Raw genomic sequence first — 23,109 nt, 5'->3', positions numbered from 1 at the left:
TGGAGCTTGAGAGTCGCCGCATGTCAAGCGGGTGGAGCGGCGACGCGATCAGGGAAACAGTCTGTCGCAGGCATAGATTACCGCGTAGACGTGGATGGCGAGCGCCGCATAGTAGCCGAAACCGGTCATCAGTCGTTCCGGACCGTTCATCGGCACCAAGGCTTCGCGCGGCTTGGCCGATTTCGTCCTGATCATGCCGAGCAGGGTGAAGAGCGCGACGCCGACCAACAAGACAGGTGCCGCAAGGCCGATTCGCCAGCCGGTCCAGGCGACCACACCGGTCACGAGGAAACTGGTGAACGCGAGAATGCGAGGGCCTTGGAACACCTGCCGTAGCACCTGGCCGCCGTCGAAACGGTAGGTGGGCAGAAGGTTGAGAAGGTTGAAGGCACCGAGAATGACGAGAAAGACCAGGATCGGGCCATCCATTGCCAACGAGTGGGGAATGTCCATCGCCGATTGATGGGCTGCCACGAGGATCGGGACAAGCAGCGCCGAGAAACCAGCCCCCATCAGGGCGCAGGTCGCGACTTCGAAATGAGTATTATACGGCCGACCGCCGATCGCCACGCCGCCGAGCAGCGGCACGAACAGCATGCGTGTCGTCGGGTGCCCGAAGGCACGATAGGCCACCATGTGACCGAGTTCATGCAGAAGGATGACGAGGGTCAGGAACACCGAGATCATCAGGCCCTGCGCTGTCAGGCCGAAGAACGGCCAGAGCAGGACGGTCGAGAGAATCACGAGCACGGTCTGCCAGAGCGGGTGTTCGAAATGCAGAAGGCCCGAGGCCGGACTTTCCTCCACATGGTTTTGCAGTGCGGAGAGTTCGCGGGCCAGCGCTATGCGCCGGAAGAGATAGAAGGCGAGACCGCGATAATTGTCCGTCTGCTCGAAGGTTACCCGGCTGCCGAGGGGGGCACGTTCGACCTTGCGGCGTTCGCGATAGCCTTCCCAGAAGGTGTGGTCGAGCGTTGAATCATTGACCACCCGCAGTTCGCAGGAGAAACAGCCGGCTGACGTCATCGCGGTGCGGTCGACAATCATGGTCCGTCTGCTCGGATGGCCGTGACGATCGCTTTGCCGATAGGCGAATTCCACCAGGTCCGGTTTGCCGTCGACCGGTTCGACGGCAATGACATTGGGATGCCAGGATGTCTGATCGCCGGCGGGGCGGGTGATGTTCCACAGTTCTTCCGGGCGCTCGCGGATGATCCGGCTCACCCGGATGGTTCGCCGCCCAAGCGGTGCGGCCATCAGGAGCCAGAGCAGGCCGAGATTAAAGGCGGCCAGAAACACTGCGGCCTGATACGTCGCCAAGAAGCTCTCCCGGTGCTGCGGATGGATGAGCCGAACCTAGGCGAGAACCCTTAGAATCTCGTGAGCGAATTCGTTAAAATGCTTCTGATTTGCCGGCATTCAGGCGGCCTCCGAGACAGTCGGTGCCGGGGTGGCGCGTCTTTGCTCCCGCCATAGTATGAAGAGACCCGATGCGACGATGATCAGGATGCCGAGCCACTTTGATGGTGTCGGAAACTCGTCGAACAGGAAATACCCCAGGGCGACGGCGGCGATGATTTCAAAATACTGGAAGGGCGCAAGCACGGAGAGTGTCGCCATGCGGAAGGCCCGGACGACCAGCAGATGAATGTAGCCCGAGATGGCACCGAGCAGGATCAGCAGTACTAGCCCCAGCGCCGACGTCGGCAGCGATATCTCGAAATCCCCGTCGCCGGCGGCCGTGCCGATCATCAGCATGGCGCCCATGAACAGTGTGCCGCCGATGCCGGCCATGGTTTGCATGGTCATGGGCGTATCGGCCTCGCCGATCGCGCGATTGAGGAACATGTAGAGCGCGTAGAGGAAGGCGCAGGCGACCGGGAGCAGGGCCGTCAGGCCGAAGACCTCATAGCTCGGCTGGATGACGATCATCGCGCCACCGAAGCCTACCGCGATCGCCAGCCAACGTCGCCAGCCGACTTTCTCCTTCAGGAAGACGGCGGACATGGCGGTCAGGATGAAGGGCTCGACGAAGTAGATGGCGAAGACATCGGCGAGCGGCATGTATTTGACCGCCATGAAGAACATCAGGCTCGCGGCGCCATGGATTGCACCGCGCAACAGGTTCATCCAGGGCCGCTTCGCCGAAAAGGCGGCCATACCGTTGAGGGCTATCAGAACCGGCAGGACGGATGCCAGCTGGAAGAAGAAGCGATAGAAGGTTACCTGTCCCGGAGACATGCCCTCGACGGTCGCCATGTATTTGGCGATGGCATCCATGATCGGCAGCACGAGCATGCAACCCGCCATGAGGACCATGCCGCGAAAGGGACTGGAGGGCGTGGAACTCATTGTCGGGACTCACCGGAAGAATGCGGGCTTGAGAGAACAAGCATGATGCGCTCTTTGGGATCAAGCAAAGAAAGTCTGGAACTAAAACGGGCTTGCGACGTTTATGCTCCGTTTGTACGCATCCTGCGGATGTCGTCGCGTGGCGGGTTTGCACCTGTTGGTGGCGCCCGCGGAAAGATCCGGGATCTTCATGTCGTCTAATGTAGTGATGTGAGATCGGAGTAGAAAGGAAAGTCGGCACCGTGTCCGACCTTCCCCGACGGTCAGGAGAAGTCGCATGCCCGCACGCAAAGTCTATCCCCGGATGACGGATTCGAGTGACGATACGCTTGGGGGACGCCTCTCGGCAGCGCGCGACGCTTCTGGGCTCTCGCTGGCCGACGTTGCAAACCGCATTGGCGTGAAACGGGAAAGCCTGCTGGCCTGGGAAGCGGACCGTGCCGAACCGAGGCCGTCGAGCCTGATCGATCTCGCAGGTATTCTCGGTGTTTCGCCCATGTGGTTGATGACGGGCGTTGGTTCGGGGCCCATCCAGGAGACCAGCGATCTGCCGCTTGAAGCCCTCAAGCTCGATCTCCAGCGCCTGACCGAAGCGCATCTCGAATGCGGTCGGCTGATCGAAAAGATTGCCCGACAGATCGAGACCTACGAGGAGCGCCACGACCGTCGCCGTGATGCCGGCGATCTCGACGGTCCCGTGATGGGACGCGCCTGAGGTCTCAGCCTTCGTTGGCCGTCGGGCCGAAGACGTCTTCGAATGCCTCGCGCAGCCGCATGTCGACATCCGCCATCATCACGGGCAGGCCTAGATCGACGAGACTCGTCACACCATAGGCGGAGATGCCGCAGGGCACGATCCCGGTGAAGTGCGAGAGATCCGGATCGACATTGATCGACAGGCCGTGAAAACTGACCCAGCGCCGCAGGCGAATGCCAAGCGCTGCAATCTTGTCCTCGCTCATCGTGCCATCGGGCAGAACAGGCTTTTCCGGACGACGCACCCATACGCCGACGCGATCCTCGCGGCGCTCGCCCTTGACGTTCATGCTGTCGAGCGTGCGGATCACCACTTCCTCGAGGGCCGCCACATAGGCGCGCACATCCTGGCGCCGGCGCTTCAGATCGAGCATCACATAGGCCACTCGCTGGCCGGGACCATGATAGGTGTATTCGCCGCCGCGGCCGGTGGCGAAAACGGGGAATCGTTCGGGCTCGATGAGGTCCTTGGAATCAGCGCTGGTGCCGGCCGTATAAAGGGGAGGGTGCTCCACAAGCCAGACCAGTTCATCGGCCTTTCCGTCGGCAATCAGGGCCACCTGATGCTCCATTTCGGCAACCGCATCCTCATATCCCACGAGACCGTCCGAGACTCGCCAACGCACGGCCGGTGAGCCTTCACGAGGGTGCATGGCATGGTCGAGATCTGTGCGAAGCATAAAAAGCGCCTTGGGCTGTGGATTGGCGAAAAGCCTTGTTTTCCCTGTATTTGGCAAGAAAAACCCCGGAGTTCAAGGGCGCCGGCCTCCCCCATGTAGGGGGCTTATCCACCGGCCGTGACGAATTTTCAAAAATCTGTCACGGCGGGCTTGTGGACCCCCAAGGCTTTTGCTACATGCAGCCCCGCCGGAGCAATTCGGCGCCTACCACGATGCGGTCGTGGCGGAATTGGTAGACGCGCAGCGTTGAGGTCGCTGTGGGGCAACCCGTGGAAGTTCGAGTCTTCTCGACCGCACCAAAAAAGAACCCGGCCTTCGAGCCGGGTTTTTTGTTGCCGATTTTTCAATGACTTCTCAATCGGCATCATCAGGAATGTGGCTGTCGACGCCGAGTGTGGTGACGAAGTTCTTCACGTCGCTGACGCCCTTTACCCCCAGTACCTTCAACTCGATCATCCGGCGCTCCTCCGCCGTGTCGACCGAACCGCGCAGCGTCACGACATGGCCGTCTACATGGATATCGAGACCGGCGAGCAGGGTGTCATCTAGGGCCTCGAGGGCGGTCGCGATGTCGGATTCGAGCTGGTCGTCATCTTCCCGGCCATCGGTCGTCGGCAGTACCGGTGTCGCGACATCGGGCTCGAAGCCATCGGCATTGACCGCATCGATCCGGAAGCCCTCGTTGCGGTCACGGTCGAAATTGGCGCCGGTCTCGCCATAGCCTCGATTCTCGACCGGTGTCGCCGTCGCACCCGGACCATCGGCATAGGGCCAGCCTTCGCCGATGTTGCGCTGGTCGTAATCGCGGTAATCGTCTTCGCGGGAAAACTCGGTCTTGCGGTCGTCCTTGGCCATGGGAGGGCTCCTTGTTCATCTCGTCTGACGGAGATAACGCCCGGCCACTGGCTTTGTTCGATGCGGTCAGCGCGTCGCCTTGTCCCATTTCTTCAACAGGCGTTCGCGCTTCAGCCGCGACAGCTTCATGATCCAGAAGATGCCGTCGAGCTGGTCGATCTCGTGCTGCATGCAGATTGCCGCAAAACCCGCCATCTCCTCCTCGACGACCGCCCCGTCCAATGTCTGGTAGCGGATTCTGACAGCCTTTGGCCGTGTCACCTCGTCGGTCATTCCGGGCATTGAGACGCTGCCTTCGGTATGCGTCATCATCTCATCGGAGGCCCAGAGGATTTCCGGGTTCACATAATCGCGCCGCCCGCCGATCTCCGGGAGGTCGATCACCGTCAGCCGCTTCAGAATGCCGCAATGGGGTGCCGTGATGCCGACACCGGGCGCTGCCTTCATCGTCTCGTAGAGATCGTCGGCGAGGGTGGTGAGCTCAGGCCCGAAGTCGCTGACAGGCTCGGCAGGCGTTTTCAGGGCGGGATCGGGATAGCGGCGGATGGCGAGGCGGGTCACGAAAGGCTCATGTCTTCAGGTGTGGTGCGGTTGTCGGCTGTGGCGGTCCGGCCACGCTAGCAGGCTCAGCGACGCTTTGCACAGACATCCGCCGATTTCCGCTATCTGCTTGTTGACTTGAGGGTTTTTGCGGCCATTCTCCGGGGCGTCGAGGCATGGTGTCGCGTATGAGAGGTCGGGATGACAGAGAACGAAGACGAATTTGTCAACCGTCCCGCGGCCGAGGAGAGCCACGACGACATCTATGACGACGAAGGGTCTGTCCGTCACGATTTCCTGACGATGGTCGGGGCGGCGATCGCCGATCGCGACGTGCTGTTTCTCCGCCAAAACGTCGCGCGATTGCACGAATCGGAACTCGGCGACCTGATCGAGGCGATCCAGCCCGACCAGCGTCTGTCGATGATCCGGCTGCTCGGCGCCGACTTCGACATGACGGCGCTGACCGAGGTCGATGAAACGATCCGCATGCAGATCGTCGATCAGATGCCGAACGAGCAGATTGCTGCGGCCATCGGCGATCTCGATTCGGACGATGCCGTCTACATTCTCGAAGACCTCGACGACGAGGACCGCGAGGAAATCCTTGCTCAACTGCCGTTCACCGAACGGGTGCGCCTGCGTCGCGCGCTCGATTACCCGGAAAGCTCGGCCGGCCGGCGCATGCAGACCGAATTCGTCGCCGTGCCGCCGTTCTGGACGGTTGGCCAGACGATCGACTACATGCGCGACGAGGAGGATCTGCCCGAAAGCTTCACCCAGATCTTCGTCATCGATCCGACCTTCAAGCTGCTCGGCGCGGTCAATCTCGATGCAATCCTGCGCACCAAGCGCCAGGTGAAGATCGAGACCATCATGCATGCGACCAACCACCCGATCCCGGCCGAGATGGACCAGGAAGAGGCGGCCCAGCTTTTCGAACAATACGACCTTCTGTCGGCCGCCGTTGTCGACGAGAACGATCGTCTGGTCGGCGTTCTCACGATCGACGACGTGGTCGACGTCATCCAGGAAGAGGCAGAAGAAGACCTGTTGCGTCTCGGCGGTGTCGGCGACGAAGAACTGTCCGACAGCATCGCCGAGACCTCGCGCTCGCGCGTGCCGTGGCTCGCCGTCAATCTGGTGACCGCCTTCATGGCGGCCTCGGTCATTTCGCTCTTCGAGGCGACGATCGAGCAGATCGTCGCGCTTGCCGTCCTGATGCCGATCGTTGCCGGCATGGGCGGCAATGCCGGCTCGCAGACGATGACAGTCACGGTGCGGGCGCTTGCGACCCGCAATCTCGACATTCACAACGCCTTTCGCGTCGTGCGCCGAGAGGCGGGTGTCGGACTGCTCAACGGTCTGATCTTCGGCGTCTCGATCGGCGCGGTGGCGGGGCTTTGGTTTCAGGATCCCAATATCGGCGGGATCATTGCAACGGCCATGCTGATCAACATGATGGCGGCCGCCATCGCCGGGATCCTCATTCCCCTGTCGCTGGATCGTTTCGGTGCCGACCCCGCCGTCGCCTCGGCGGTCTTCGTAACAACCGTGACTGATATCACCGGCTTCTTTGCCTTTCTGGGGCTCGCGACCTGGTGGTTCATGTGACCGGTGACACAGGCAAGATGAGCTGATCTCGCAAGAGGCGATCCAGGCAATGCCGAAAAATTGACTTGTACGTAAAAGTCAATATCATGGACATCCCTACAGGATCGGATGGCCGTGAAGAAATACTATAGCATAACAGAGCTCACGCGTGAATTCGGTGTGTCGACGCGCACCCTGCGTTTCTACGAGGACGAGGGCCTGCTGCATCCGGAACGCCGTGGCCGGACCCGCCTCTACCGTGCCGCTGACCGTCGCTTCCTGCAGGAGATTTTGCGCGGTCGCCGTATTGGCTTCACGATCGCCGAAATCCGCGAAATCGTTCATGTCTACAAGGAGCCGCCGGGCGAAATCGGTCAGCTCAAGCTGATGATGAAGAAGATAGACGAGAAGCGCGACGAGCTTCGCCAAAAGCGCCGCGATATCGATGAGACGCTCTCGGAACTCGATCAGGCCGAGGAGGCCTGTCTCACCCGTCTGGTGGAAATCGGCGTCGGGACCTGAAACCCAGCTGAAAACCTTCCCGAATCAGATCCAGCGCCGCGTCCGCTTGCGGTAGCTTTCATAGTCGAAGCCGAAGCGGGCTTCGAGATGACGCTCTTCGTTCGGTATGGCGAGCAGCCGTGTGACGATGAGCGCCGTGGTGGCTGCGACAAAGAACCAGACATTGCCGGTGATGAAGCCGAGCGCGACCGTGAATAGCGTATAAGCCAGATAGATCGGATTGCGGCTGAAGCGAAACGGTCCGCAGGTTACGAGATGGCGCGCACAGCCCGTGTCGAACACCGGCGTCAGTCGCTCCATCAGGGTTCGCACGGCCCAGATGTCGAGGGTAACGGCCAAGAGGCCAATGCTGAAGCCGATCGACGGCAGAAGATAGGGAAGCGGCGAGGGGATCGGCCCCAGGGCCGCCAACCTGCCGGCCATGATGGCGGCGATGATGCCCGCCAGATAAAGCACGGGCGGCCAGGGATATCGCAGAGGCTTCGCGCGGTAGGCATTCATTGGAGAATTCCCCCTTACGGCGCTGGCTGACTCCTGATGGTGCATTCCTCGGCCAGCGTCTGGATGCGAGCATCCTGCTCGTCCAAGTTTGCGCCAGACTGGAGGGGCTCAAGCAGATTTTCTGCCTGCAAGCGTTCCAGCGTGCAGCTGCAGAAGCGCTCGCAAAGACCCGCATCGTTGCCCTGCTGCGCACAGCTCGCCTCGCAGCTTCCGATATAGGATGCGACCGGGTCCATGGCGGGCGCCGGGATAATGAAGCTCGCCAGATAGAGACCGGCGATTAGCACCGGTTGGTGCAGCAGATAGACGGTCAGCGAGTGGCGTCCGCCCCAGCGCAGCCATCTCGGACCCGCCGGCAGCCGGTCGATCCAGCCGAGACGATTGCCGTCAACGAGAAACCGTGATGCGGCAATGCCGGTCAGCAATGCACCGATCCAGGGCAGGAGCGGCACATAGTCATTGGACCGGGGCAGGGTTTCCGAAATGCCGAGGAACCAGAACCAGGCCGAATCGAAGGCCGAAGAGCGTAGAAATTCGGGCAGAATGAACGCTACCGCAGCCGCAAGCAGTGTCACGAGCGGCGGCACTTTAAGGAATAGGAGACCAATGAGGCTCGAAAGAGCGATGGCATGCAGGATGCCGAAAAAGATCCAGCTATCAGGCGTGAACCAGTAGGTGGCAACCGAAATCGCGACCGCTGCAGCGACGATCACGCCGAGGCGCCGCAGGAAGGGCTCGAGCCTGAGCTTCGGATAATGCGCCAGAACGAGGCTGAAGCCCGCGAGGAACAGAAAGCTCGAGGCAATCATGCGGGCATAAAGACGCAGGAAGCCCTGGGTTGATGTTCCCGGTGCAAGGTAGCCGAAGAATTCCAGGTCCCAGCTGAAGTGATAGGTCGCCATGGCGATCAGGGCGAGACCGCGCGCCGCATCGAGCGCCAAAAGGCGCGGTCGGGTTGCAACGGTTCGGGGCTCGGTCGGATCTGCCACTTTCTCTTCCTTAAGCTCTTCGACGAAGGACCTCGCCATCGCCGTTACGCTTCGGCGGGGTCGGCATCAAAGACGGCGAATTCAAGGCCTCGGCCGCTGATGTCCTGCCGTCACCTATCGCTCGCGTTGAGCAGGGCAAGGCGTGCTTCGGAGAAAAACTGCCGGCGCAACAGCACGATGAAGACGAGAACCGTGGCGATCATGAAGACCCAGGGGCTGACGAACCAGCCGAGATAGCCGATCGAGTAGAAGATCGCCCGAAGGCCCATGTTGAAATGGCTTGCCGCGATGATGTTCATGCGGATCGTCCGCTCGGCCGCCTGCATCGCCCGTTCCGGATCCCTCGCCGCCTCGTCCGCCATCGGGATCGCACCGAAGAGAATGGTGCAGTAGTTGAACAGGCGATAGGACCAGCCAAACTTGAAGAAGGAATAGGCAAACAGCGCGATCAGGCCACAGACTTTCAGCTCGAAGGTCGCCCGCCCGCCCTGCACGATGTAGGGAATGTCCTTCAAGATGGCATCGACCTGCTCGGTCGCACCAAGAAGTGCGAAGCAGCCACCGATTGCGAAGATCGTCGTAGAGGCAAAGAAGGCTGTTCCGTTCTGCAATCCGCCCATGATCTGCGTGTCGATCATCTTCAGATCGCGCGTCATCGAGTTCAGGATCCATTCGCGCCGTCGCTCGGCCATCGCCTTGGTGAGGCTCGTTCTCGACAGGATCTGCTGGTCGCCGGTGATGCGGGCATAGGCGAGCCAGAGCAGCAGGAAAAGCGCCATGGCGCAGTAGTCGACAACTGTCATATCGAGCGAATCCCAGGGGCAAGTTCGGTTGGCGCATTATCCCGCCGATCGGTTCATCCACAACGGAAATTAACCAACTGAAAGATATTGGCCCAAATTGGGGCAGGGGTCGCGCGGCTCGATAGCCAGAGTCTGTCCGCTATCTCATTGATTTTTCGATCATCCATGCAAGCTGCGCATGCCTGCCTCCCATAAAGAGCCTTCCTTTTGCCATTTTTGCAGTTGCGAACCCGCTCCGATTTTAATAGATCAGGCGTCAGAAAGCGGTCGGGGGACGGCTTTCCCTGTGAATGTGATCTCACTCGGAGTTTTCATGGAAGGTAGTTTCCATAAGTCGTGCTGGGGTGTCACATTTCGTGCCTTGATGGGTTTCGCCGGCTTCATGTGCCTGGCTTATCTTTTTGGTTCGATCTGACACCCGACACAGTCGATTGATCAAACAGCGCGGTCCTCACGGCCGCGCTGTTTGTGTTTTTGCAGTTCCGATCCCATCTCTGGTCATGTCGCGGCGGTGAAAGCCGATGTCGATTGCAAGGAGCATTCGTGTTACGCGATGCTCTAGCCTTTGTGCTTTCAGTCCCGCATGCGAGGAGCCCCATGTTTCTTTCGGTTTTCGATGTGTTCAAGATCGGCGTCGGCCCCTCGAGTTCCCACACCATGGGTCCAATGACGGCGGCCAACCGGTTCCTCGACCTCATTCTCTCCGACCAATGGCCGCGCCCGGTCGGCGCGCATGTGGCAGCGCTCAAGGCCAGCCTGCATGGTTCGCTCGCCTATACCGGCATCGGGCATGGCACCGGCAATGCCGTGATCATCGGTCTGATGGGGGAGGCGCCTGACAGCGTCGATCCGGATCGCATGGAGGCGATCATCGCCGAGGTCGAGCGTACGGGCCGCGTCACCCCTCCCGGTCATCCGGCCTATTTCTTCCAGCCGAAGGATAATCTTGTCTATGACAAGAAGACGCCGCTTACGGGCCATGCCAACGGCATGCGGCTGTCGGCTCTCGACAAGGACGGCCGGGTGTTGCTCACCCAGATCTACTACTCCATCGGCGGCGGTTTCGTCGTCACCGATACCGAGCTTCTCGCCATGCAGAAGCAGAAGAAGCAGGCCTCCAGCCAGAAGGTGCCTTATCCCTTTGCCTCTGCGAAGGAGATGCTCGCCATGGCCGCGTCATCGGGGCTGTCGATTGCCCAGATGAAGCGGGCAAACGAGGAAGCTGTCCGCTCGCGCGAAGATCTTGATGCCGGGCTCGACAGGCTCTGGGAGGCGATGTCCAGCTGCATCGATCGTGGTCTTCGCCAGGAAGGCCAGCTGCCAGGTGGCTTGAAGGTGCGCCGACGGGCCAAGTCGATTCATGACCAGCTGCAGGAAGAATGGCGCTCCAACCGTCTCAATCCGGTTCTCGCCAATGACTGGCTCTCCGTCTATGCCATGGCCGTCAACGAGGAAAATGCCGCCGGCGGCCGTGTCGTGACCTCGCCGACCAATGGGGCAGCCGGCGTCGTTCCTGCAACCATCCGCTACTACCTGCATTTCCACCCCGATGCCGACCAGCAAGGCATCCGCGACTATCTTCTCACAGCCGCTGCCATTGGCGGGATCATCAAGCACAATGCATCGATCTCGGGTGCCGAAGTCGGCTGTCAGGGCGAAGTCGGCTCGGCCTCCGCCATGGCCGCCGCCGGCCTCGCCGCCGTCATGGGCGGCACGCCTGAGCAGATTGAAAACGCTGCCGAAATTGCGCTCGAACACCATCTCGGCATGACCTGCGATCCCGTCGCCGGTCTCGTCCAGGTGCCCTGCATCGAGCGCAACGCCCTTGGCGCCGTCAAGGCCGTCACCGCCGCTTCACTGGCGCTGAAAGGCGACGGCCAGCATTTCGTGCCGCTCGACGCCTGTATCGAAACCATGCGCCAGACCGGCAATGACATGAGCGAGAAATACAAGGAAACTTCGCTCGGTGGGTTGGCGGTCAATGTCGTGGAGTGTTGATGGGCGAATGCGCATTTTATTCGGGATGCAGTAATGCACGCAATATTTGTCTTAATAAGCAAAATGAATCATTTCATTGATAAGAGAATTTTCAAAGACTGCGTGAATTGCAGGGTGGCCTTGGATTATGCTTTGGTGGTTTTTGGCATAGTTGTGTTGTACTGCAAGGTTGCATCCGTTTGGGAGGCCAAATAAATGAAGTGGCAATGCTCCAATCCGGCGTTGCGTAAAGGAACTGGAGATCGGTCCGAGGAGCAATCGAGATCGTACTCCAGATCCAAATCCGTGCTGGTTACCAGGGTTTCATTCTCAACAGCATGTGAGACATTCTCCCTTCGGCCCCCACTCCACCGAAACTGTTGAGTACATCACCCCTGCGACACGCGGGCCCTTGACCCGCCAGTGGGACTGTCTATCTCGGATGTCATGGCACTGCATCTCCTCAAGCTCTGCGTCGGAGCCGACTCCATCGATGATCTGCGCGACTGGGTCGCCGAACGCTGTCTCGTCGCGGTTGCGGCGGGCCTGGAGCCGCATTCTTCGCATGTCACCCGCATGGTGCCGAAGCGGATGGAGGAACTGCTCGATGGCGGATCGCTCTACTGGATCATCAAGGGGCAACTGTCCGCGCGGCAGAAGCTCCTCGATATCAAGACCTTCACCGGCGGCGACGGGATTACGCGTTGTGAGCTGGTCCTCGGCCCCGAGGTCATCGAGGTGGCACCGGCGCCGCGCCGTCCGTTCCAGGGCTGGCGCTATCTGGAAGCGGAGGCGGCGCCCCGCGACCTGTCAGCCTCTGGCGCGAATATCGAGGACATGCCTGACGATCTGAAGCGGGAACTCGCGGAACTCGGGCTGCTCTGAGCTTGGCCGACTGGCCTAACGGCTCTCACGCGCTTTTTCCTTGAGTGTCCTTCTGCTGCAAAGCATGCTATTGGCGCGGCCATGACGACAGAACCTGCCTTTTTCACCCGCGCCATTCCCGGTCCCGCCCCCTATGGGCGGGCGGTGTTTGCGGTTGCCCCGATGATCGACTGGACGGATCGGCATTGTCGGTTCTTCCACCGGCAGCTGTCGGCCCAGGCGCTGCTCTATACCGAGATGGTGGTGGCTGACGCGATCATCCATGGGCCGCGGGAGAAGCTCTTGTCGTTCAACGGTCAAGAGCATCCGGTGGCGCTGCAGCTTGGCGGGTCGGATCCGGCAAAGCTGGTCGAGGCGGTGCAGATTGCCGCCGATTACGGCTATGACGAGATCAATCTGAATGTCGGATGCCCGTCGGACCGGGTGCAGTCGGGGACCTTCGGGGCTTGTCTCATGCAGACGCCCGAGGTGGTCGAAGCCTATGTCGCGGCCATGAAAAAGGTGGCGACGGTGCCGGTGACCGTCAAGTGCCGGATCGGGGTGGACGAGCAGGAGCCGGCCGACGTGCTTCCCGATTTTCTGGCCCGGATGATCGGAGCGGGGGCGGATGCGACCTGGATCCATGGCCGCAAGGCCTGGCTGAAGGGCTTGTCGCCGAAGGAGAACCGGGAGATCCCGCCGCTCGATTACGAGCTGGTTTACCGGATGAAGCGGGAAAACCCTGGCGTTTTCCTCGGCATCAATGGCGGGATCACCGATCTTGACCAGGCCGTTCAGCACCTCGCGGTCATGGATGGCGTGATGCTCGGCCGGGCAAGTTATCACAATGCGACGCTGCTGACCGAGGTCGATGCCCGCATCTATGGCGAGCCGGCCGTTTCGGTTGATTGGGATCGGGTGCGTGATGTGATGATCGGTTATGCGGAGCGGGTGATCGCATCCGGCGGGCGGCTCAACCATGTCACGCGGCATATGGTCGGGCTGTTCCAGGGCTATGCGGGGGCCCGGCGTTACCGGCAGATCCTGTCGTCGGAGGCGACGAAGCCGGGTGTCTCGCCGGAGCTGATCGCCAAGGCCTTTGCGGCGGTCGATATTGCGGGCGGGCCGAAGACACAGGGCGCGTCCGGCACCTCTGCCGCTGCGGAATAATCTCTAGCGCGGCGTTTCGGCAAATCTTGGTCTGAAATCGAAAATGGCGTCCCGTGGGACGCCATTCGAAAGTCAGATCAGGCAGCCTGGATGTTGACGGCCTTGGGGCCCTTGCCCATGCGGTCCGGCTCGGTGTCGAAGGTGACCTGCTGGCCGTCCTGCAGGGTCTGGAGACCCGAGGCCTGGAGCGCGGAGATGTGGACGAATACGTCCTTCGCGCCGCCTTCCGGGGTGATGAAGCCGAAGCCCTTGTCCTGGTTGAAGAATTTTACAGTGCCCTTGGTGGCCATGGGGATAGTCCTTATTCCCGTGTTGTCGTCTGCGCCGCGGCCGGCTGACCGGAAGCGGCTGGTTGAAGTTCCGCCGAAACGGAACCGTCGAGGGATCGCGATAACGGGGAAAGAACGTCTACCGGCGGGAGAAGGCCCCCAATGACCGCGCGGGCGGTCGATACAAGTCAGTCCAGTCTCCGGGATCATTTGTGCCCGAACCTACAAAGAGGTAGGGACATTTCGGAATCTTGGCAAGTATGAAAAGTCACAGTCGGGCCGACAAAATGGCGGCAACGGGCTGAAATCCTTGAGATTTAAAGTGTGGTACCGTTCCCATGCGCCCGAGCTGCACCCGATCCCCTTGGGCGGGACGTGCGGATGGTGCGGATCGTGACCGGGGACAGAGGCTTGTTCCGTCTTGAAGCAGCCGCCATCCGGGTTTAGGGGAGAGGTGGCTGGGCACGGGAGTGGATGAGTATGGCAAAGACGGGTGCCGCAGTGATCGACCCTTACGAGCTCCTGGGCGTGGCCCGCGATGCCGACGAGGCCGCCATCAAGGCCGCCTATCGCAAGGTGGTGAAAACAGCCCATCCGGATGCCGGCGGCGATACGGATGCCTTTGCCAAGATCTCCGCCTGCTACGAACTGCTGAAGGATCCTGTGCGCCGTCGCGTCTTCGACGACACCGGCTATGATCCGCAGCTGGCCGAGCCCGCCGACCTCAAGGGGTTGATGGTGCTGGAGACGCTGATCAACGACATGATCCTCGACGAGCGCGAGCCGGGCTCGTTCGATCCGGTCGCAGGACTGCGCCGCAAGCTCACCGACGACATCCTCAAATGCCGCTTCCACATTCTCGAGCTCGAGCGCCACCGGGCGCGGGTGCGAAAACATCTCGACCGGCTCGGCCGCCGCCCCGAGACCGATGTGCTCGGCTCGATGCTGCGCGCCCGGGCGCAATCGATCACCGACGCGATCAAGTCCGCAGAAGTGCAGATCGGTGCGATCGAGCGGGCCTATTCCATGCTTGAGGGCTATTCCTACGAGATGGAGCCGCTGCCTGTGGAAGTCGAGGCCGAGGAGCTGCCGAAGGCGGCGGAGTAGGGCCGGTACGTAAGCTCCGTTTGACATTTTTTGTTCGACAACCTGACGAAACACAATTGTCGTGGAGAAGCTGTCAACGCCCGTTGACAGTGATCTATCGTCTTTTAGTGTTGCGACATACTCCGGTGAACTGGCCCTCGTTGAAGGCAGTATCGGCACTGTCACCCCAGTAGGACTGGCATGGCATAGCATGGCATGGATCAGATCCGCCGGGCGCAGCGCGCGTTTGCGCTGCCTCCTCCTGATCCGTGAACCCTGGGAGGGGTCCCCAGATACCAACAACTGGAGAAGGCACAAATGCATAGCGACGGCTTCGTCTCGCAGGCGCGCGAGACGATCATTCACTTCCCCCTTGCGCACCGCCGGCAACTCGTTCGCTCCGCCGCCTGTCGGCTGGATCAGCTGAACGGACAGGCGGCGACCGATTTCTGGAAATCGCTCTGCAGCCGGCTGAAAACCGAGCTGCTCGATACCGGCCAATCCCATGAGGATGTGCGCCGGGAGATCCTCGCCTTTCAGGCCGAGGTCCACAGGGAGCTGCTCCTGCTCTACGAGCCTCATGGCTGCGAGCGCAGTCTCGCGGCGACCTAGCGGCGCTTCCTCCCCCTTGCGACAACAATGGCCCTGCGGCCAGTCCGCCATGCAGATGGCAGACCGCGTCATGTCCTGTCGCAAGACAGTGGGATGCCTGACGATGGCGCGGCGCCCGAATTTGTGCGCGGGCGTTTGAGCATCTTGGTGTTTCGCCACATGCGCCGGCAGAGGGCGGTGGTTTCGGGCTCGGGGTCGGTGGCATACCAGGCGGTCAGCGCCGTCCGTTCGCTTTGCGGATGCGGGCCGAGGCGGGTGTGGATGCGCTCGACGATCGCCAGCGCCTGGCGAAGGTGGTTGGCCGCCTCTCTGTCATCCGGCCAGGTGCCGGGGGCGGTGCGGTCGGCAAGCGGAGGCAGAATGTCCGCTGCCCAGGTCAGGAACCGCCGGCGCAGTTCGGGTGCGGCGCGGAGGGCGCAGGGCGGCAGCCATTCGTCTGCATTGATCGGATCTGCCGGGCGATGGGCTGTGCCGCTGCAGTGCCGGCTGCGGCGGCATTGGCGCCGCGGGCAAAGGAGCGGGGTTCGGTGTTCGTCGAGGATGTCGCGCAACAGGCGCAGTTCCAGCGGTTCGGGGGCGGGGGATTCGGCGATTTGTCGGTTCGGCATGTCTGGCTCCTTTCGGTGTTGAGGGAATTGGCGAATAGGGAAATTCGGAAGGGGCGGGGATTGCACCTCTCCCCCTGTGGGAGAGGTTACAAAATCGAGGGCTTAGCCCGATCAGGGCTAAACCTCAGATTTTGTTGGTGAGGGGATCGGTGATGGTGGCACGGCGAACAGACCCCCTCACTTGCGATTTCTGATGTTTAGGCGGCTTACGCTCGCCTAATTCATCGAAATCGCTTTCTCCCCCACCAAGGGGGGAGATGGGCTCCGCGCTTGCGACCCGCTCTCCACCCTCCAGGAACTGAACTGTCAAAAACCCCAAGCTTCGCCGCCGGTCGGGATCACCTCCCTCCGGGTGGGTCATGCTTGTCTCGGACGAGGCGCCAGAAGCAACCTGTCTAGGTAGTTTTATGTGGCTCCTTCCGGCGCCTCGTTCGGCGTTTTTTCCCGCTGCATGCGTCTCTCTGGCAAGGCGGCGACGGGCGCTGAGACGGATGTCCCAACGTCGACCGGGCGCGGGTCCGGCTGCGGCGTCATACGAGATGACGCTTCAGCCTGGCCGGTGGCCCGGGAGGCTCCCGCCGGATGGTGCACCATTCCGACCGGGACCCTCGCCCGGGGGATGGGATCTGTCTTGCGACTGCCCCCAATCCCCGCCGTTTGTTTCGCCCCGCCGTCTGGAGTGTTTGCGGCAGCGCGGGCGCCTTGTCTGTGTGCCTCTGAGGCACGCCCTTCCGATCAGGGTATCCAGGTTCTGGAGCATCCGACCCCATCACCCTCGTCCAGCCCTTCGTCCGGAGGGAGACCGTTGCAAGCAGGCCGGGGTTTTGTGCCTGCGACAGCACATCGCCCCGGCGCCGGCCCCGCCTCGCCTGACATCGCATCGTCAGGTGTATCCGAGGGCGGGACGGAGACTAGGGTAAGGCGGGAGCGGGAAGCGGGGATGATTTTTTAGGTGGGGTGTTGATTCTGCTCAGGGATTTGGGTGGGGCGTCCCCGAGTTTGTCAGGTTGCGCGTTGAACTGCTTGTGTGTTTACAACCTTGGGAATCTTGCTACGGTTTCACAACAATTCTTGAGGGAAGAATCGCATGGAAATCGGGGAATTTCAGAAGCGGGCATCAACTACTGATACATCAAAACAACCACTGATAGCTCTCTTAGGCTTGGCCGGGGAGATAGGCAGCTTGTTCACGGTATATAAAAAGCGCCTTAGGGATAAGCCGTCCCCCGATCAATACCGACATGAGCTTTCCGAAGAACTTGGCGATATTATGTGGTATTTGGCCACTGTTGCGACTAACAACGGGATAGACCTTGAAGACGTTGCTGAAAAAAACTTGAGCAAAACGCACGCTTTTTTTGGGCAAGCAGATGCACCAAATTTTGATTCCGAATTCCCGCCTAGTGAACAGATTCCCGATTATATGGTCGTTCAATTCACTTTAGATGCCGATAACAAGTCGCAGATGCATTATGATGGTGCCAATTTAGGCGATGCTTTGTCGGACAACTCCCACGAAGAAGACAAATATCGGTTTCATGACGCATTCCATCTTGCGTTCTTGGCTCATCTGCATTGGTCGCCGGTTATGCGTCGACTTATGAAGAAGAAGCGCAAATCTGTTCCAGCGATGGACGTAAATGAAGACGGCGCGCGCGCGGCAATAGTGGAAGAAGCTGTAATTGCGATTATATTTACTCACGCGGAGAGCGCGGGATTTTTTCCTACTTCCGAGTCAATCCCGTTGAATCTTGTTTCATTGGTCCAGAAGATGACTTCAAAGTTCGAGGTAAGTAAATGCAGTTCTGCTGCCTGGCGTAACGCGATATTCGACGGGTGCCGTGTATTTAAGGCACTTGAGGCGAATTTTGGTGGTACAGTTGAGATAAATCTTCAGACTAATACAGTCGTTGTGGGGTGAGATATGAAAGCTTACATTCTAAATGAGACTGTCACTAAGAGCGAGCTATCTCAGTTGGAGAATGGTGGGGGTAGCTCTGTTACCGTGGAATTGTGGCCGGTCGGCACTTCTGCTGTGCCTGGAGATGCACAGGTAGTTATTTTGATTGTTAGGTCTACAAGTACAGACCTTGAAGCTGCACGAGCAATGGCGGCTGTGCGTGCTTCCGTTCGCATAGTGTGCGTTTACATGGAAGAAATACAGGAAATTAGTGACCTGGCGAAAAAGTATTGCTCTGCTAAAGTGGCAATTGGGTCTGGAGGTCTTGGTGCGGCATTGCAAGGGTCTGACGCTGTGCAACAGGATACCTCTGGTAAAGATGCTTCAAAAACCACCAATAAGCACCGCAACTGCTGATGAAGATCTATCGCTATGTAATTGATCACGACATGGGGTTTTCTCCCAATCCGTTCCATGGTGTTTGCACATTGGCAAACTGCAAACCGGTGATTAGGAGGGTTGCGCAAGTCGGTGATTTTGTTCTTGGTTTTGGCTCCGCAGCATCATCAATTAGTGAGCGCCTAATCTATTGGATGAGGGTTGAAGAAATATTGTCTTTTGATCAGTACTGGCTGGATCATCGCTTCGAAAAGAAGAAGCCAGTTATGAATGGAAGTTTCATCAAGTATTTTGGAGATAATATATATCATAGTGATAGCGACGGCCAAGTGCTGCAGGATTGGTCCTTCCATAGCCTGCCAAATGGGGATGTTAACAAAACAAACCTTAAGACCGATACAGGCAGCACAAACAAAATCCTTGTCTCGAGCACATTCGGGTATTACGGCGTGCGGGCGGTGACCATCCCAGGCGAATTTGCATCTATCATTCCTCATGGGAGAGGGCATCGAACAAAAATTCAGGGATGCTCAGTTTCTGAATTTGTCGATTGGCTTCTAAGTGAAGCGGAGCAAGGATTTGTGGGGGAACCTTCAGGATGGCAAGGTCTTTAGCGATTGAAGGATTCATCGAGCGACTAGCCGATGTGCGTTTTGACAACTGCTTCAATCCGTATGCAGATAGGTGCGCGACGTACGACGTGGAGTTTGCACCCGAGATCAGAAGAGAAAACTTATACTCTATTCTGAAGGTCCTCACCTCGATGTCCACGGTGGACCTTTGGGTCGGTCGTGACTTAGGTTACCGAGGTGGGCGTCGGACCGGAATAGCCCTTACAGATGAACGATCGCTATCACTCTATGCTGACCATCTTGGTTTATCCGAACTTCATCGCGCCACAATCGGAGAGCCGGTAAAAGAACGAACTGCTGCAAACATATTCCGTATAATATCATCTGTTAATGTGTCTATTCTTACATGGAATGTTTTTCCCTTTCATCCATTTGAGCGTGGCAATTCGTTCAGCAATAGGCAGCATACGAAGCAGGAGGCAGTAACCGGCTTTTCTTTTCTTGAGGAAATTGCGGATATTGTTAATGTCAGAAATATAGTTGCTATCGGCAATGACGCTGCTTTATGGGCTGAGCGGCTTGGACGGACTACCCACAGGGTTCGTCATCCGAGCTATGGTGGGCAGACCGAGTTTCTTGAACAGATGCACGGCCTGTATGGAATCTCGTCGCTCGACCAAGAACAACTGACACTCTTCTAACAAGGATGCGGAAGCGAGTTACGGTGTCCAGCGGTCACATAGCCGACGATATCGGAGTGCAGTGTTGCCAGGTCTTGCATGGTGTCCGCAGTTGCCCCCTCTCTTGGAATTTCCAGCACTTAGCTGTGCTAAGATGCTGAAATTCCATTCTCCCCCGCAAGGGGGGAGATAAGGTCAGCGCCCCGGTCTCCCCGTCTTGCCCTTCGTCCGGCCCTTGCGCTTCTGATCCACCGGATCCTCGTGGGAGCCGGCGCCGGCGCGGGCGCGGATGATGGGGCGGGGGTCGTCTGAAGCCTTGGAGCTTGAAGTGCCCCCCTCTGTCCTGCCGGACATCTCCCCCACAGGGGGGGAGAGTGGCTTGCCGCCGGCGTCGGGCTTTGGCTTCTCAGGGAGCTTTCCAGCCACCGGTTTTTCGGTGCGGCCGACGGTCATTTCGTCGAGGGTGTTCTTGCGGAAATAAGACTGCTCGGCGGTGCCCTTCGGCATGGGGACGGTGGCGTCTGTGCCGGGGCCCATGTCGTCGAGGCTGGGTTTGGAGAAATAGCTGCCCTTGCCTTCCGGGGCGCCGGATTTGTTGCGGCCGGAGGGGGAGATGCGGGGGGGCGCTGAGTTCGGGGTACCCCCCTCTGTCGCCTGCGGCGACATCTCCCCCACAGGGGGGGAGAGTGGGCCGCTGGCGTTGCGGCCCTTGCCACCTTCCACCGCCTTTGCCTCCTGCCTGGCGATCGGGTCGTCCATGGCGGCGAGTTCGACGGCCTTGAGGCGTTTGATTTCGTCGCGCAGGCGGGCGGCCTTTTCGAAGTCGAGGTCGGCGGCGGCGTTGCGCATGTCTTTTTCCAGCGCGTTGAGATGGGCCTGGAGGTTGTTGCCGACGAGGTGGCCGCCATCGGCGAAGCCCTTGCCGGAGACGCCGGAGATATCGGCGCGGACGTGGTCGCGCTCGTAGACCGAGTCGAGAATGTCGGAAATGCGGGCCTTGACGGACTCCGGCGTGATGCCGTGTTCGGTGTTGTAGGCCATCTGCTTTTCGCGGCGGCGGGACGTCTCGTCCATGGCGCGCTGCATCGAGCCGGTGATCTGGTCGGCATAGAGGATGACCTTGCCGTCGACGTTTCGCGCGGCGCGGCCGATGGTCTGGACCAGCGAGGTTTCGGAGCGGAGGAAGCCTTCCTTGTCGGCATCGAGGATGGCGACGAAGCCGCATTCGGGAATGTCGAGGCCTTCGCGCAGCAGGTTGATGCCGACGAGCACGTCGAAGGCGCCGAGGCGCAGATCGCGGATGATCTCGATGCGCTCCAGCGTGTCGATGTCGGAATGCATGTAGCGGACGCGCACGCCCTGCTCATGCAGGTATTCGGTGAGGTCTTCGGCCATGCGCTTGGTGAGCACGGTGACGAGGGTGCGGTAGCCCTTGAGCGCCGTTTCGCGGATTTCGCCGAGCACGTCGTCGACCTGGGATTTGGCCGGGCGGATTTCGACCGGCGGGTCGATAAGGCCTGTGGGGCGGATGACCTGTTCGGCAAAGACGCCGCCGGATTCTTCCATTTCCCATCTGCCGGGGGTGGCGGAGACGGCGACGGTCTGGGGGCGCATGGCGTCCCATTCCTCGAAGCGCAGCGGCCGGTTGTCCATGCAGGAGGGCAGGCGGAAGCCGTATTCGGCAAGCGTTGCCTTGCGGCGGAAGTCGCCGCGATACATGCCGCCGATCTGCGAGACCGAGACATGGCTTTCGTCGATGAAGAGCAGGGCGTTGTCGGGGATGTATTCGAACAGCGTCGGCGGCGGCTCGCCGGGCTTGCGGCCGGTGAGATAGCGCGAATAGTTCTCGATGCCGGCGCAGGAGCCGGTGGCCTCGAGCATTTCGATATCGTATTTCGTCCGCTGTTCCAGGCGCTGGGCTTCGAGCAAGCGACCGCCCTTTTCCAGCTCGGCGAGGCGCATTTTCAGCTCCTCCTTGATCGACTTGATCGCGCCGTTGAGGGCGGGCCTCGGCGTCACATAGTGGCTGTTGGCGTAGATCTTCACCGACTTCATCTCGCCGGTCTTCTTGCCGGTGAGCGGGTCGAATTCGGTGATGCTCTCGATCTCGTCGCCGAACAGCGTGATGCGCCAGGCGGCATCTTCCAGGTGGGCGGGGAAGAGTTCGATCGTGTCGCCACGGACGCGGAAGGAGCCGCGGACGAAGTTGATGTCCTGGCGCTTGTATTGCTGGGCGACGAGGTCGGCCAGGAGCTGGCGCTGGTCGATGCGGTCGCCGACCGACATCTGGAAGGTCATGGCGGTGTAGGTTTCGACCGAGCCGATACCATAGATGCAGGAGACGGAGGCGACGATGATGCAGTCGTCGCGCTCGAGGATGGCGCGGGTGGCGGCGTGGCGCATGCGGTCGATCTGTTCGTTGATCGACGATTCCTTTTCGATGAAGGTATCCGAGCGCGGCACATAGGCTTCCGGCTGGTAGTAGTCGTAATAGGAGACGAAATATTCGACCGCGTTGTCGGGGAAGAAGTTCTTGAACTCGGAATAGAGCTGGGCCGCCAGCGTCTTGTTCGGCGCGAGGATGACGGCGGGGCGCTGGGTGGCCTCGATCACCTTGGCCATGGTGAAGGTCTTACCCGAGCCGGTGACGCCGAGCAGGACCTGGGTGCGGTCGTCATTCGAGAGGCCCTCGACGAGGTCCTTGATGGCGGTCGGCTGGTCGCCGGCGGGCTCGAAGTCGGAGGCCATGCGGATCTTGACGCCGCCTTCGGATTTCGCCGGGCGGGCCGGGCGATGCGGCATCCAGAGTTCGCCGTTCTTGAACAGCGGATTGCCGCTTTCGATCAGGGCGGAGAGCGCCTCGACGGTTGCCGTGACGGCGCCGGGGGCGAGGGACTGGGCGTCTTCCAGCGACATGTCCATGCCAGCCACCGGGTTGAGGCCGGCGGCGGCGCGGGTGGCGGGATCGGAGGAGGCGCCGATCGAGACGCCGCGAGAGGTCTTGGTCGAGGTGGTGTTCTTGGCGGTTGTTGGCTTCGCCTTTTCCAGCGCCACCTTCTCCGCATGGCGGCGGGCCTCGATCTCGATCTTCTTGCGGTGCTTGCCGGCTTTCGAGGCGAGTTCGCGCTGGGTCTCGACGGTCGAAGCTTCCGCTTCCGCCTCCAATTGCTTGACCCAATCCGAAACCGAGCCGGACAGCGGCGCGCCTTCGAATGCGGTCTGCGGGGCTTCCTCGAAACTATCAGAGGGGGTGGAGGATTTGGGAGACTTGGCCATGGCCGGAATATGGAGAAGCGCGCCGGCAAAGGGAAGGGGCCGGGCCGGGATAATCAGAACGAAAACGCAACGGGGAGAGGCGGTTCTTGCCAGCGTGGTGGCAGG

The 23,109-nt window shown here is 60.2% G+C and carries 23 protein-coding genes and 1 tRNA gene; 13 read left to right on the top strand and 11 right to left on the bottom strand.

What is annotated here, in order from left to right:
• Positions 1-48 precede the first annotated feature (48 nt).
• Positions 49-1,320: a hypothetical protein gene (locus D4A92_RS17920; RefSeq protein WP_203016305.1), complete on the bottom strand. Its 1,272-nt coding sequence runs from the start codon at positions 1,318-1,320 to the stop codon at positions 49-51.
• 99 nt (positions 1,321-1,419) lie between these two features.
• Positions 1,420-2,352, bottom strand: coding sequence for a DMT family transporter (locus D4A92_RS17915; RefSeq protein WP_203016302.1), 933 nt, complete (start codon positions 2,350-2,352; stop codon positions 1,420-1,422).
• Between the two features lie 277 nt (positions 2,353-2,629).
• On the opposite strand from D4A92_RS17915, the gene D4A92_RS17910 reads away from it, so the two are divergent.
• Positions 2,630-3,067: a helix-turn-helix domain-containing protein gene (locus D4A92_RS17910; protein ID WP_006726215.1), complete on the top strand. Its 438-nt coding sequence runs from the start codon at positions 2,630-2,632 to the stop codon at positions 3,065-3,067.
• A 4-nt stretch (positions 3,068-3,071) separates the two neighbouring features.
• Here D4A92_RS17910 and lipB read toward each other — a convergent pair whose 3' ends face one another.
• On the bottom strand, positions 3,072-3,788 hold the full coding sequence (gene lipB, locus D4A92_RS17905) for a lipoyl(octanoyl) transferase LipB (protein WP_203016300.1): 717 nt from the start codon (positions 3,786-3,788) through the stop codon (positions 3,072-3,074).
• A 214-nt stretch (positions 3,789-4,002) separates the two neighbouring features.
• Between lipB and D4A92_RS17900 the strand changes: the two genes are divergently transcribed.
• Positions 4,003-4,087 (top strand) — tRNA-Leu (locus D4A92_RS17900).
• A 55-nt stretch (positions 4,088-4,142) separates the two neighbouring features.
• Here D4A92_RS17900 and D4A92_RS17895 read toward each other — a convergent pair.
• Both D4A92_RS17895 and D4A92_RS17890 read right to left on the bottom strand, forming a co-directional pair.
• Positions 4,143-4,643 carry a BON domain-containing protein gene (locus D4A92_RS17895; RefSeq protein ID WP_203016298.1) on the bottom strand — a complete coding sequence of 167 codons (501 nt, stop codon included), beginning with the start codon at positions 4,641-4,643 and terminating at the stop codon, positions 4,143-4,145.
• 66 nt (positions 4,644-4,709) lie between these two features.
• On the bottom strand, positions 4,710-5,204 hold the full coding sequence (locus tag D4A92_RS17890) for a peptide deformylase (RefSeq protein ID WP_006726218.1): 495 nt from the start codon (positions 5,202-5,204) through the stop codon (positions 4,710-4,712).
• Between the two features lie 180 nt (positions 5,205-5,384).
• Between D4A92_RS17890 and mgtE the strand changes: the two genes are divergently transcribed.
• Positions 5,385-6,797 carry a magnesium transporter gene (gene mgtE, locus D4A92_RS17885; protein ID WP_203016296.1) on the top strand — a complete coding sequence of 471 codons (1,413 nt, stop codon included), beginning with the start codon at positions 5,385-5,387 and terminating at the stop codon, positions 6,795-6,797.
• Positions 6,798-6,905: 108 nt separating this feature from the next.
• Positions 6,906-7,298, top strand: coding sequence for a MerR family transcriptional regulator (locus tag D4A92_RS17880; RefSeq protein WP_040299962.1), 393 nt, complete (start codon positions 6,906-6,908; stop codon positions 7,296-7,298).
• 24 nt (positions 7,299-7,322) lie between these two features.
• On the opposite strand, the gene D4A92_RS17875 is transcribed toward D4A92_RS17880, so the two are convergent.
• The 3 genes from D4A92_RS17875 to D4A92_RS17865 all read right to left on the bottom strand — a co-directional run bounded on the left by D4A92_RS17875 (position 7,323) and on the right by D4A92_RS17865 (position 9,591).
• Entirely contained in the window at positions 7,323-7,799 is a 477-nt protein-coding gene (locus tag D4A92_RS17875) for a methyltransferase family protein (protein ID WP_203016293.1), read from the bottom strand.
• A gap of 14 nt (positions 7,800-7,813) precedes the next feature.
• Positions 7,814-8,827 carry a DUF1624 domain-containing protein gene (locus D4A92_RS17870; protein ID WP_203016291.1) on the bottom strand — a complete coding sequence of 338 codons (1,014 nt, stop codon included), beginning with the start codon at positions 8,825-8,827 and terminating at the stop codon, positions 7,814-7,816.
• Between the two features lie 71 nt (positions 8,828-8,898).
• The gene (locus D4A92_RS17865) at positions 8,899-9,591 is read right to left on the bottom strand and encodes a DUF599 domain-containing protein (protein ID WP_203016285.1); all 693 of its coding nucleotides are present in this window, start codon (positions 9,589-9,591) and stop codon (positions 8,899-8,901) included.
• 597 nt (positions 9,592-10,188) lie between these two features.
• Here D4A92_RS17865 and D4A92_RS17860 point away from each other — a divergent pair.
• The 3 genes from D4A92_RS17860 (at position 10,189) to dusA (ending at position 13,602) form a co-directional block, all read left to right on the top strand.
• Entirely contained in the window at positions 10,189-11,589 is a 1,401-nt protein-coding gene (locus D4A92_RS17860) for an L-serine ammonia-lyase (protein ID WP_203016283.1), read from the top strand.
• Positions 11,590-12,015: 426 nt separating this feature from the next.
• Positions 12,016-12,453 (top strand): DUF1489 family protein, encoded by a 438-nt coding sequence (locus D4A92_RS17855; RefSeq protein WP_203016275.1) that lies wholly within the window; start codon positions 12,016-12,018, stop codon positions 12,451-12,453.
• 81 nt (positions 12,454-12,534) lie between these two features.
• A complete protein-coding gene (dusA, locus tag D4A92_RS17850) occupies positions 12,535-13,602 on the top strand; it encodes a tRNA dihydrouridine(20/20a) synthase DusA (RefSeq protein ID WP_203016274.1) in 1,068 nt (355 codons plus the stop codon).
• Positions 13,603-13,679: 77 nt separating this feature from the next.
• On the opposite strand, the gene D4A92_RS17845 is transcribed toward dusA, so the two are convergent.
• Positions 13,680-13,892 carry a cold-shock protein gene (locus D4A92_RS17845; RefSeq protein ID WP_006724570.1) on the bottom strand — a complete coding sequence of 71 codons (213 nt, stop codon included), beginning with the start codon at positions 13,890-13,892 and terminating at the stop codon, positions 13,680-13,682.
• Positions 13,893-14,351: 459 nt separating this feature from the next.
• Between D4A92_RS17845 and D4A92_RS17840 the strand changes: the two genes are divergently transcribed.
• Together D4A92_RS17840 and D4A92_RS17835 are read left to right on the top strand one after the other, a co-directional pair.
• Entirely contained in the window at positions 14,352-14,978 is a 627-nt protein-coding gene (locus tag D4A92_RS17840) for a J domain-containing protein (protein ID WP_425958001.1), read from the top strand.
• 297 nt (positions 14,979-15,275) lie between these two features.
• Positions 15,276-15,569, top strand: coding sequence for a DUF6074 family protein (locus D4A92_RS17835; protein ID WP_203016270.1), 294 nt, complete (start codon positions 15,276-15,278; stop codon positions 15,567-15,569).
• 68 nt (positions 15,570-15,637) lie between these two features.
• On the opposite strand, the gene D4A92_RS17830 is transcribed toward D4A92_RS17835, so the two are convergent.
• A complete protein-coding gene (locus D4A92_RS17830) occupies positions 15,638-16,177 on the bottom strand; it encodes a hypothetical protein (protein WP_203016268.1) in 540 nt (179 codons plus the stop codon).
• Between the two features lie 1,087 nt (positions 16,178-17,264).
• Here D4A92_RS17830 and D4A92_RS17825 point away from each other — a divergent pair.
• The 4 genes from D4A92_RS17825 to D4A92_RS17810 are packed head-to-tail and all read left to right on the top strand — an operon-like array spanning position 17,265 to position 19,749.
• On the top strand, positions 17,265-18,098 hold the full coding sequence (locus D4A92_RS17825) for a nucleoside triphosphate pyrophosphohydrolase family protein (protein WP_203016267.1): 834 nt from the start codon (positions 17,265-17,267) through the stop codon (positions 18,096-18,098).
• Positions 18,099-18,101: 3 nt separating this feature from the next.
• On the top strand, positions 18,102-18,494 hold the full coding sequence (locus tag D4A92_RS17820; RefSeq protein WP_203016265.1) for a hypothetical protein: 393 nt from the start codon (positions 18,102-18,104) through the stop codon (positions 18,492-18,494).
• Positions 18,494-19,090, top strand: coding sequence for a hypothetical protein (locus D4A92_RS17815; RefSeq protein WP_203016263.1), 597 nt, complete (start codon positions 18,494-18,496; stop codon positions 19,088-19,090). Before D4A92_RS17820 ends, D4A92_RS17815 begins: the two co-directional genes overlap by 1 nt.
• The gene (locus D4A92_RS17810) at positions 19,075-19,749 is read left to right on the top strand and encodes a uracil-DNA glycosylase (protein WP_203016261.1); all 675 of its coding nucleotides are present in this window, start codon (positions 19,075-19,077) and stop codon (positions 19,747-19,749) included. The genes D4A92_RS17815 and D4A92_RS17810 overlap by 16 nt, the downstream gene beginning before the upstream one ends.
• Before the next feature lie 174 nt (positions 19,750-19,923).
• On the opposite strand, the gene uvrB is transcribed toward D4A92_RS17810, so the two are convergent.
• On the bottom strand, positions 19,924-23,004 hold the full coding sequence (gene uvrB / locus D4A92_RS17805; RefSeq protein WP_203016259.1) for an excinuclease ABC subunit UvrB: 3,081 nt from the start codon (positions 23,002-23,004) through the stop codon (positions 19,924-19,926).
• Positions 23,005-23,109: the final 105 nt, after the last annotated feature.

The sequence above is a fragment of the Rhizobium rosettiformans genome (genome assembly GCF_016806065.1).
GTDB lineage: Bacteria > Pseudomonadota > Alphaproteobacteria > Rhizobiales > Rhizobiaceae > Allorhizobium.
The sequence above is the reverse complement of the archived record's forward strand: the minus strand, read 5'-3'. Positions and strand labels throughout refer to the sequence as shown.

Coding starts and splice junctions, on each gene's coding strand:
- D4A92_RS17915 (WP_203016302.1), bottom strand. CDS start 2,352: ATGAGTTCCACGCCCTCCAGTCCCTTTCGCGGCATGGTCCTCATGGCG.
- D4A92_RS17910 (WP_006726215.1), top strand. CDS start 2,630: ATGCCCGCACGCAAAGTCTATCCCCGGATGACGGATTCGAGTGACGAT.
- lipB (WP_203016300.1), bottom strand. CDS start 3,788: ATGCTTCGCACAGATCTCGACCATGCCATGCACCCTCGTGAAGGCTCA.
- D4A92_RS17895 (WP_203016298.1), bottom strand. CDS start 4,643: ATGGCCAAGGACGACCGCAAGACCGAGTTTTCCCGCGAAGACGATTAC.
- mgtE (WP_203016296.1), top strand. CDS start 5,385: ATGACAGAGAACGAAGACGAATTTGTCAACCGTCCCGCGGCCGAGGAG.
- D4A92_RS17880 (WP_040299962.1), top strand. CDS start 6,906: ATGGCCGTGAAGAAATACTATAGCATAACAGAGCTCACGCGTGAATTC.
- D4A92_RS17875 (WP_203016293.1), bottom strand. CDS start 7,799: ATGAATGCCTACCGCGCGAAGCCTCTGCGATATCCCTGGCCGCCCGTG.
- D4A92_RS17870 (WP_203016291.1), bottom strand. CDS start 8,827: ATGGCGAGGTCCTTCGTCGAAGAGCTTAAGGAAGAGAAAGTGGCAGAT.
- D4A92_RS17865 (WP_203016285.1), bottom strand. CDS start 9,591: ATGACAGTTGTCGACTACTGCGCCATGGCGCTTTTCCTGCTGCTCTGG.
- D4A92_RS17860 (WP_203016283.1), top strand. CDS start 10,189: ATGTTTCTTTCGGTTTTCGATGTGTTCAAGATCGGCGTCGGCCCCTCG.
- D4A92_RS17855 (WP_203016275.1), top strand. CDS start 12,016: ATGGCACTGCATCTCCTCAAGCTCTGCGTCGGAGCCGACTCCATCGAT.
- dusA (WP_203016274.1), top strand. CDS start 12,535: ATGACGACAGAACCTGCCTTTTTCACCCGCGCCATTCCCGGTCCCGCC.
- D4A92_RS17845 (WP_006724570.1), bottom strand. CDS start 13,892: ATGGCCACCAAGGGCACTGTAAAATTCTTCAACCAGGACAAGGGCTTC.
- D4A92_RS17840 (WP_425958001.1), top strand. CDS start 14,352: ATGGCAAAGACGGGTGCCGCAGTGATCGACCCTTACGAGCTCCTGGGC.
- D4A92_RS17835 (WP_203016270.1), top strand. CDS start 15,276: ATGCATAGCGACGGCTTCGTCTCGCAGGCGCGCGAGACGATCATTCAC.
- D4A92_RS17830 (WP_203016268.1), bottom strand. CDS start 16,177: ATGCCGAACCGACAAATCGCCGAATCCCCCGCCCCCGAACCGCTGGAA.
- D4A92_RS17825 (WP_203016267.1), top strand. CDS start 17,265: ATGGAAATCGGGGAATTTCAGAAGCGGGCATCAACTACTGATACATCA.
- D4A92_RS17820 (WP_203016265.1), top strand. CDS start 18,102: ATGAAAGCTTACATTCTAAATGAGACTGTCACTAAGAGCGAGCTATCT.
- D4A92_RS17815 (WP_203016263.1), top strand. CDS start 18,494: ATGAAGATCTATCGCTATGTAATTGATCACGACATGGGGTTTTCTCCC.
- D4A92_RS17810 (WP_203016261.1), top strand. CDS start 19,075: ATGGCAAGGTCTTTAGCGATTGAAGGATTCATCGAGCGACTAGCCGAT.
- uvrB (WP_203016259.1), bottom strand. CDS start 23,004: ATGGCCAAGTCTCCCAAATCCTCCACCCCCTCTGATAGTTTCGAGGAA.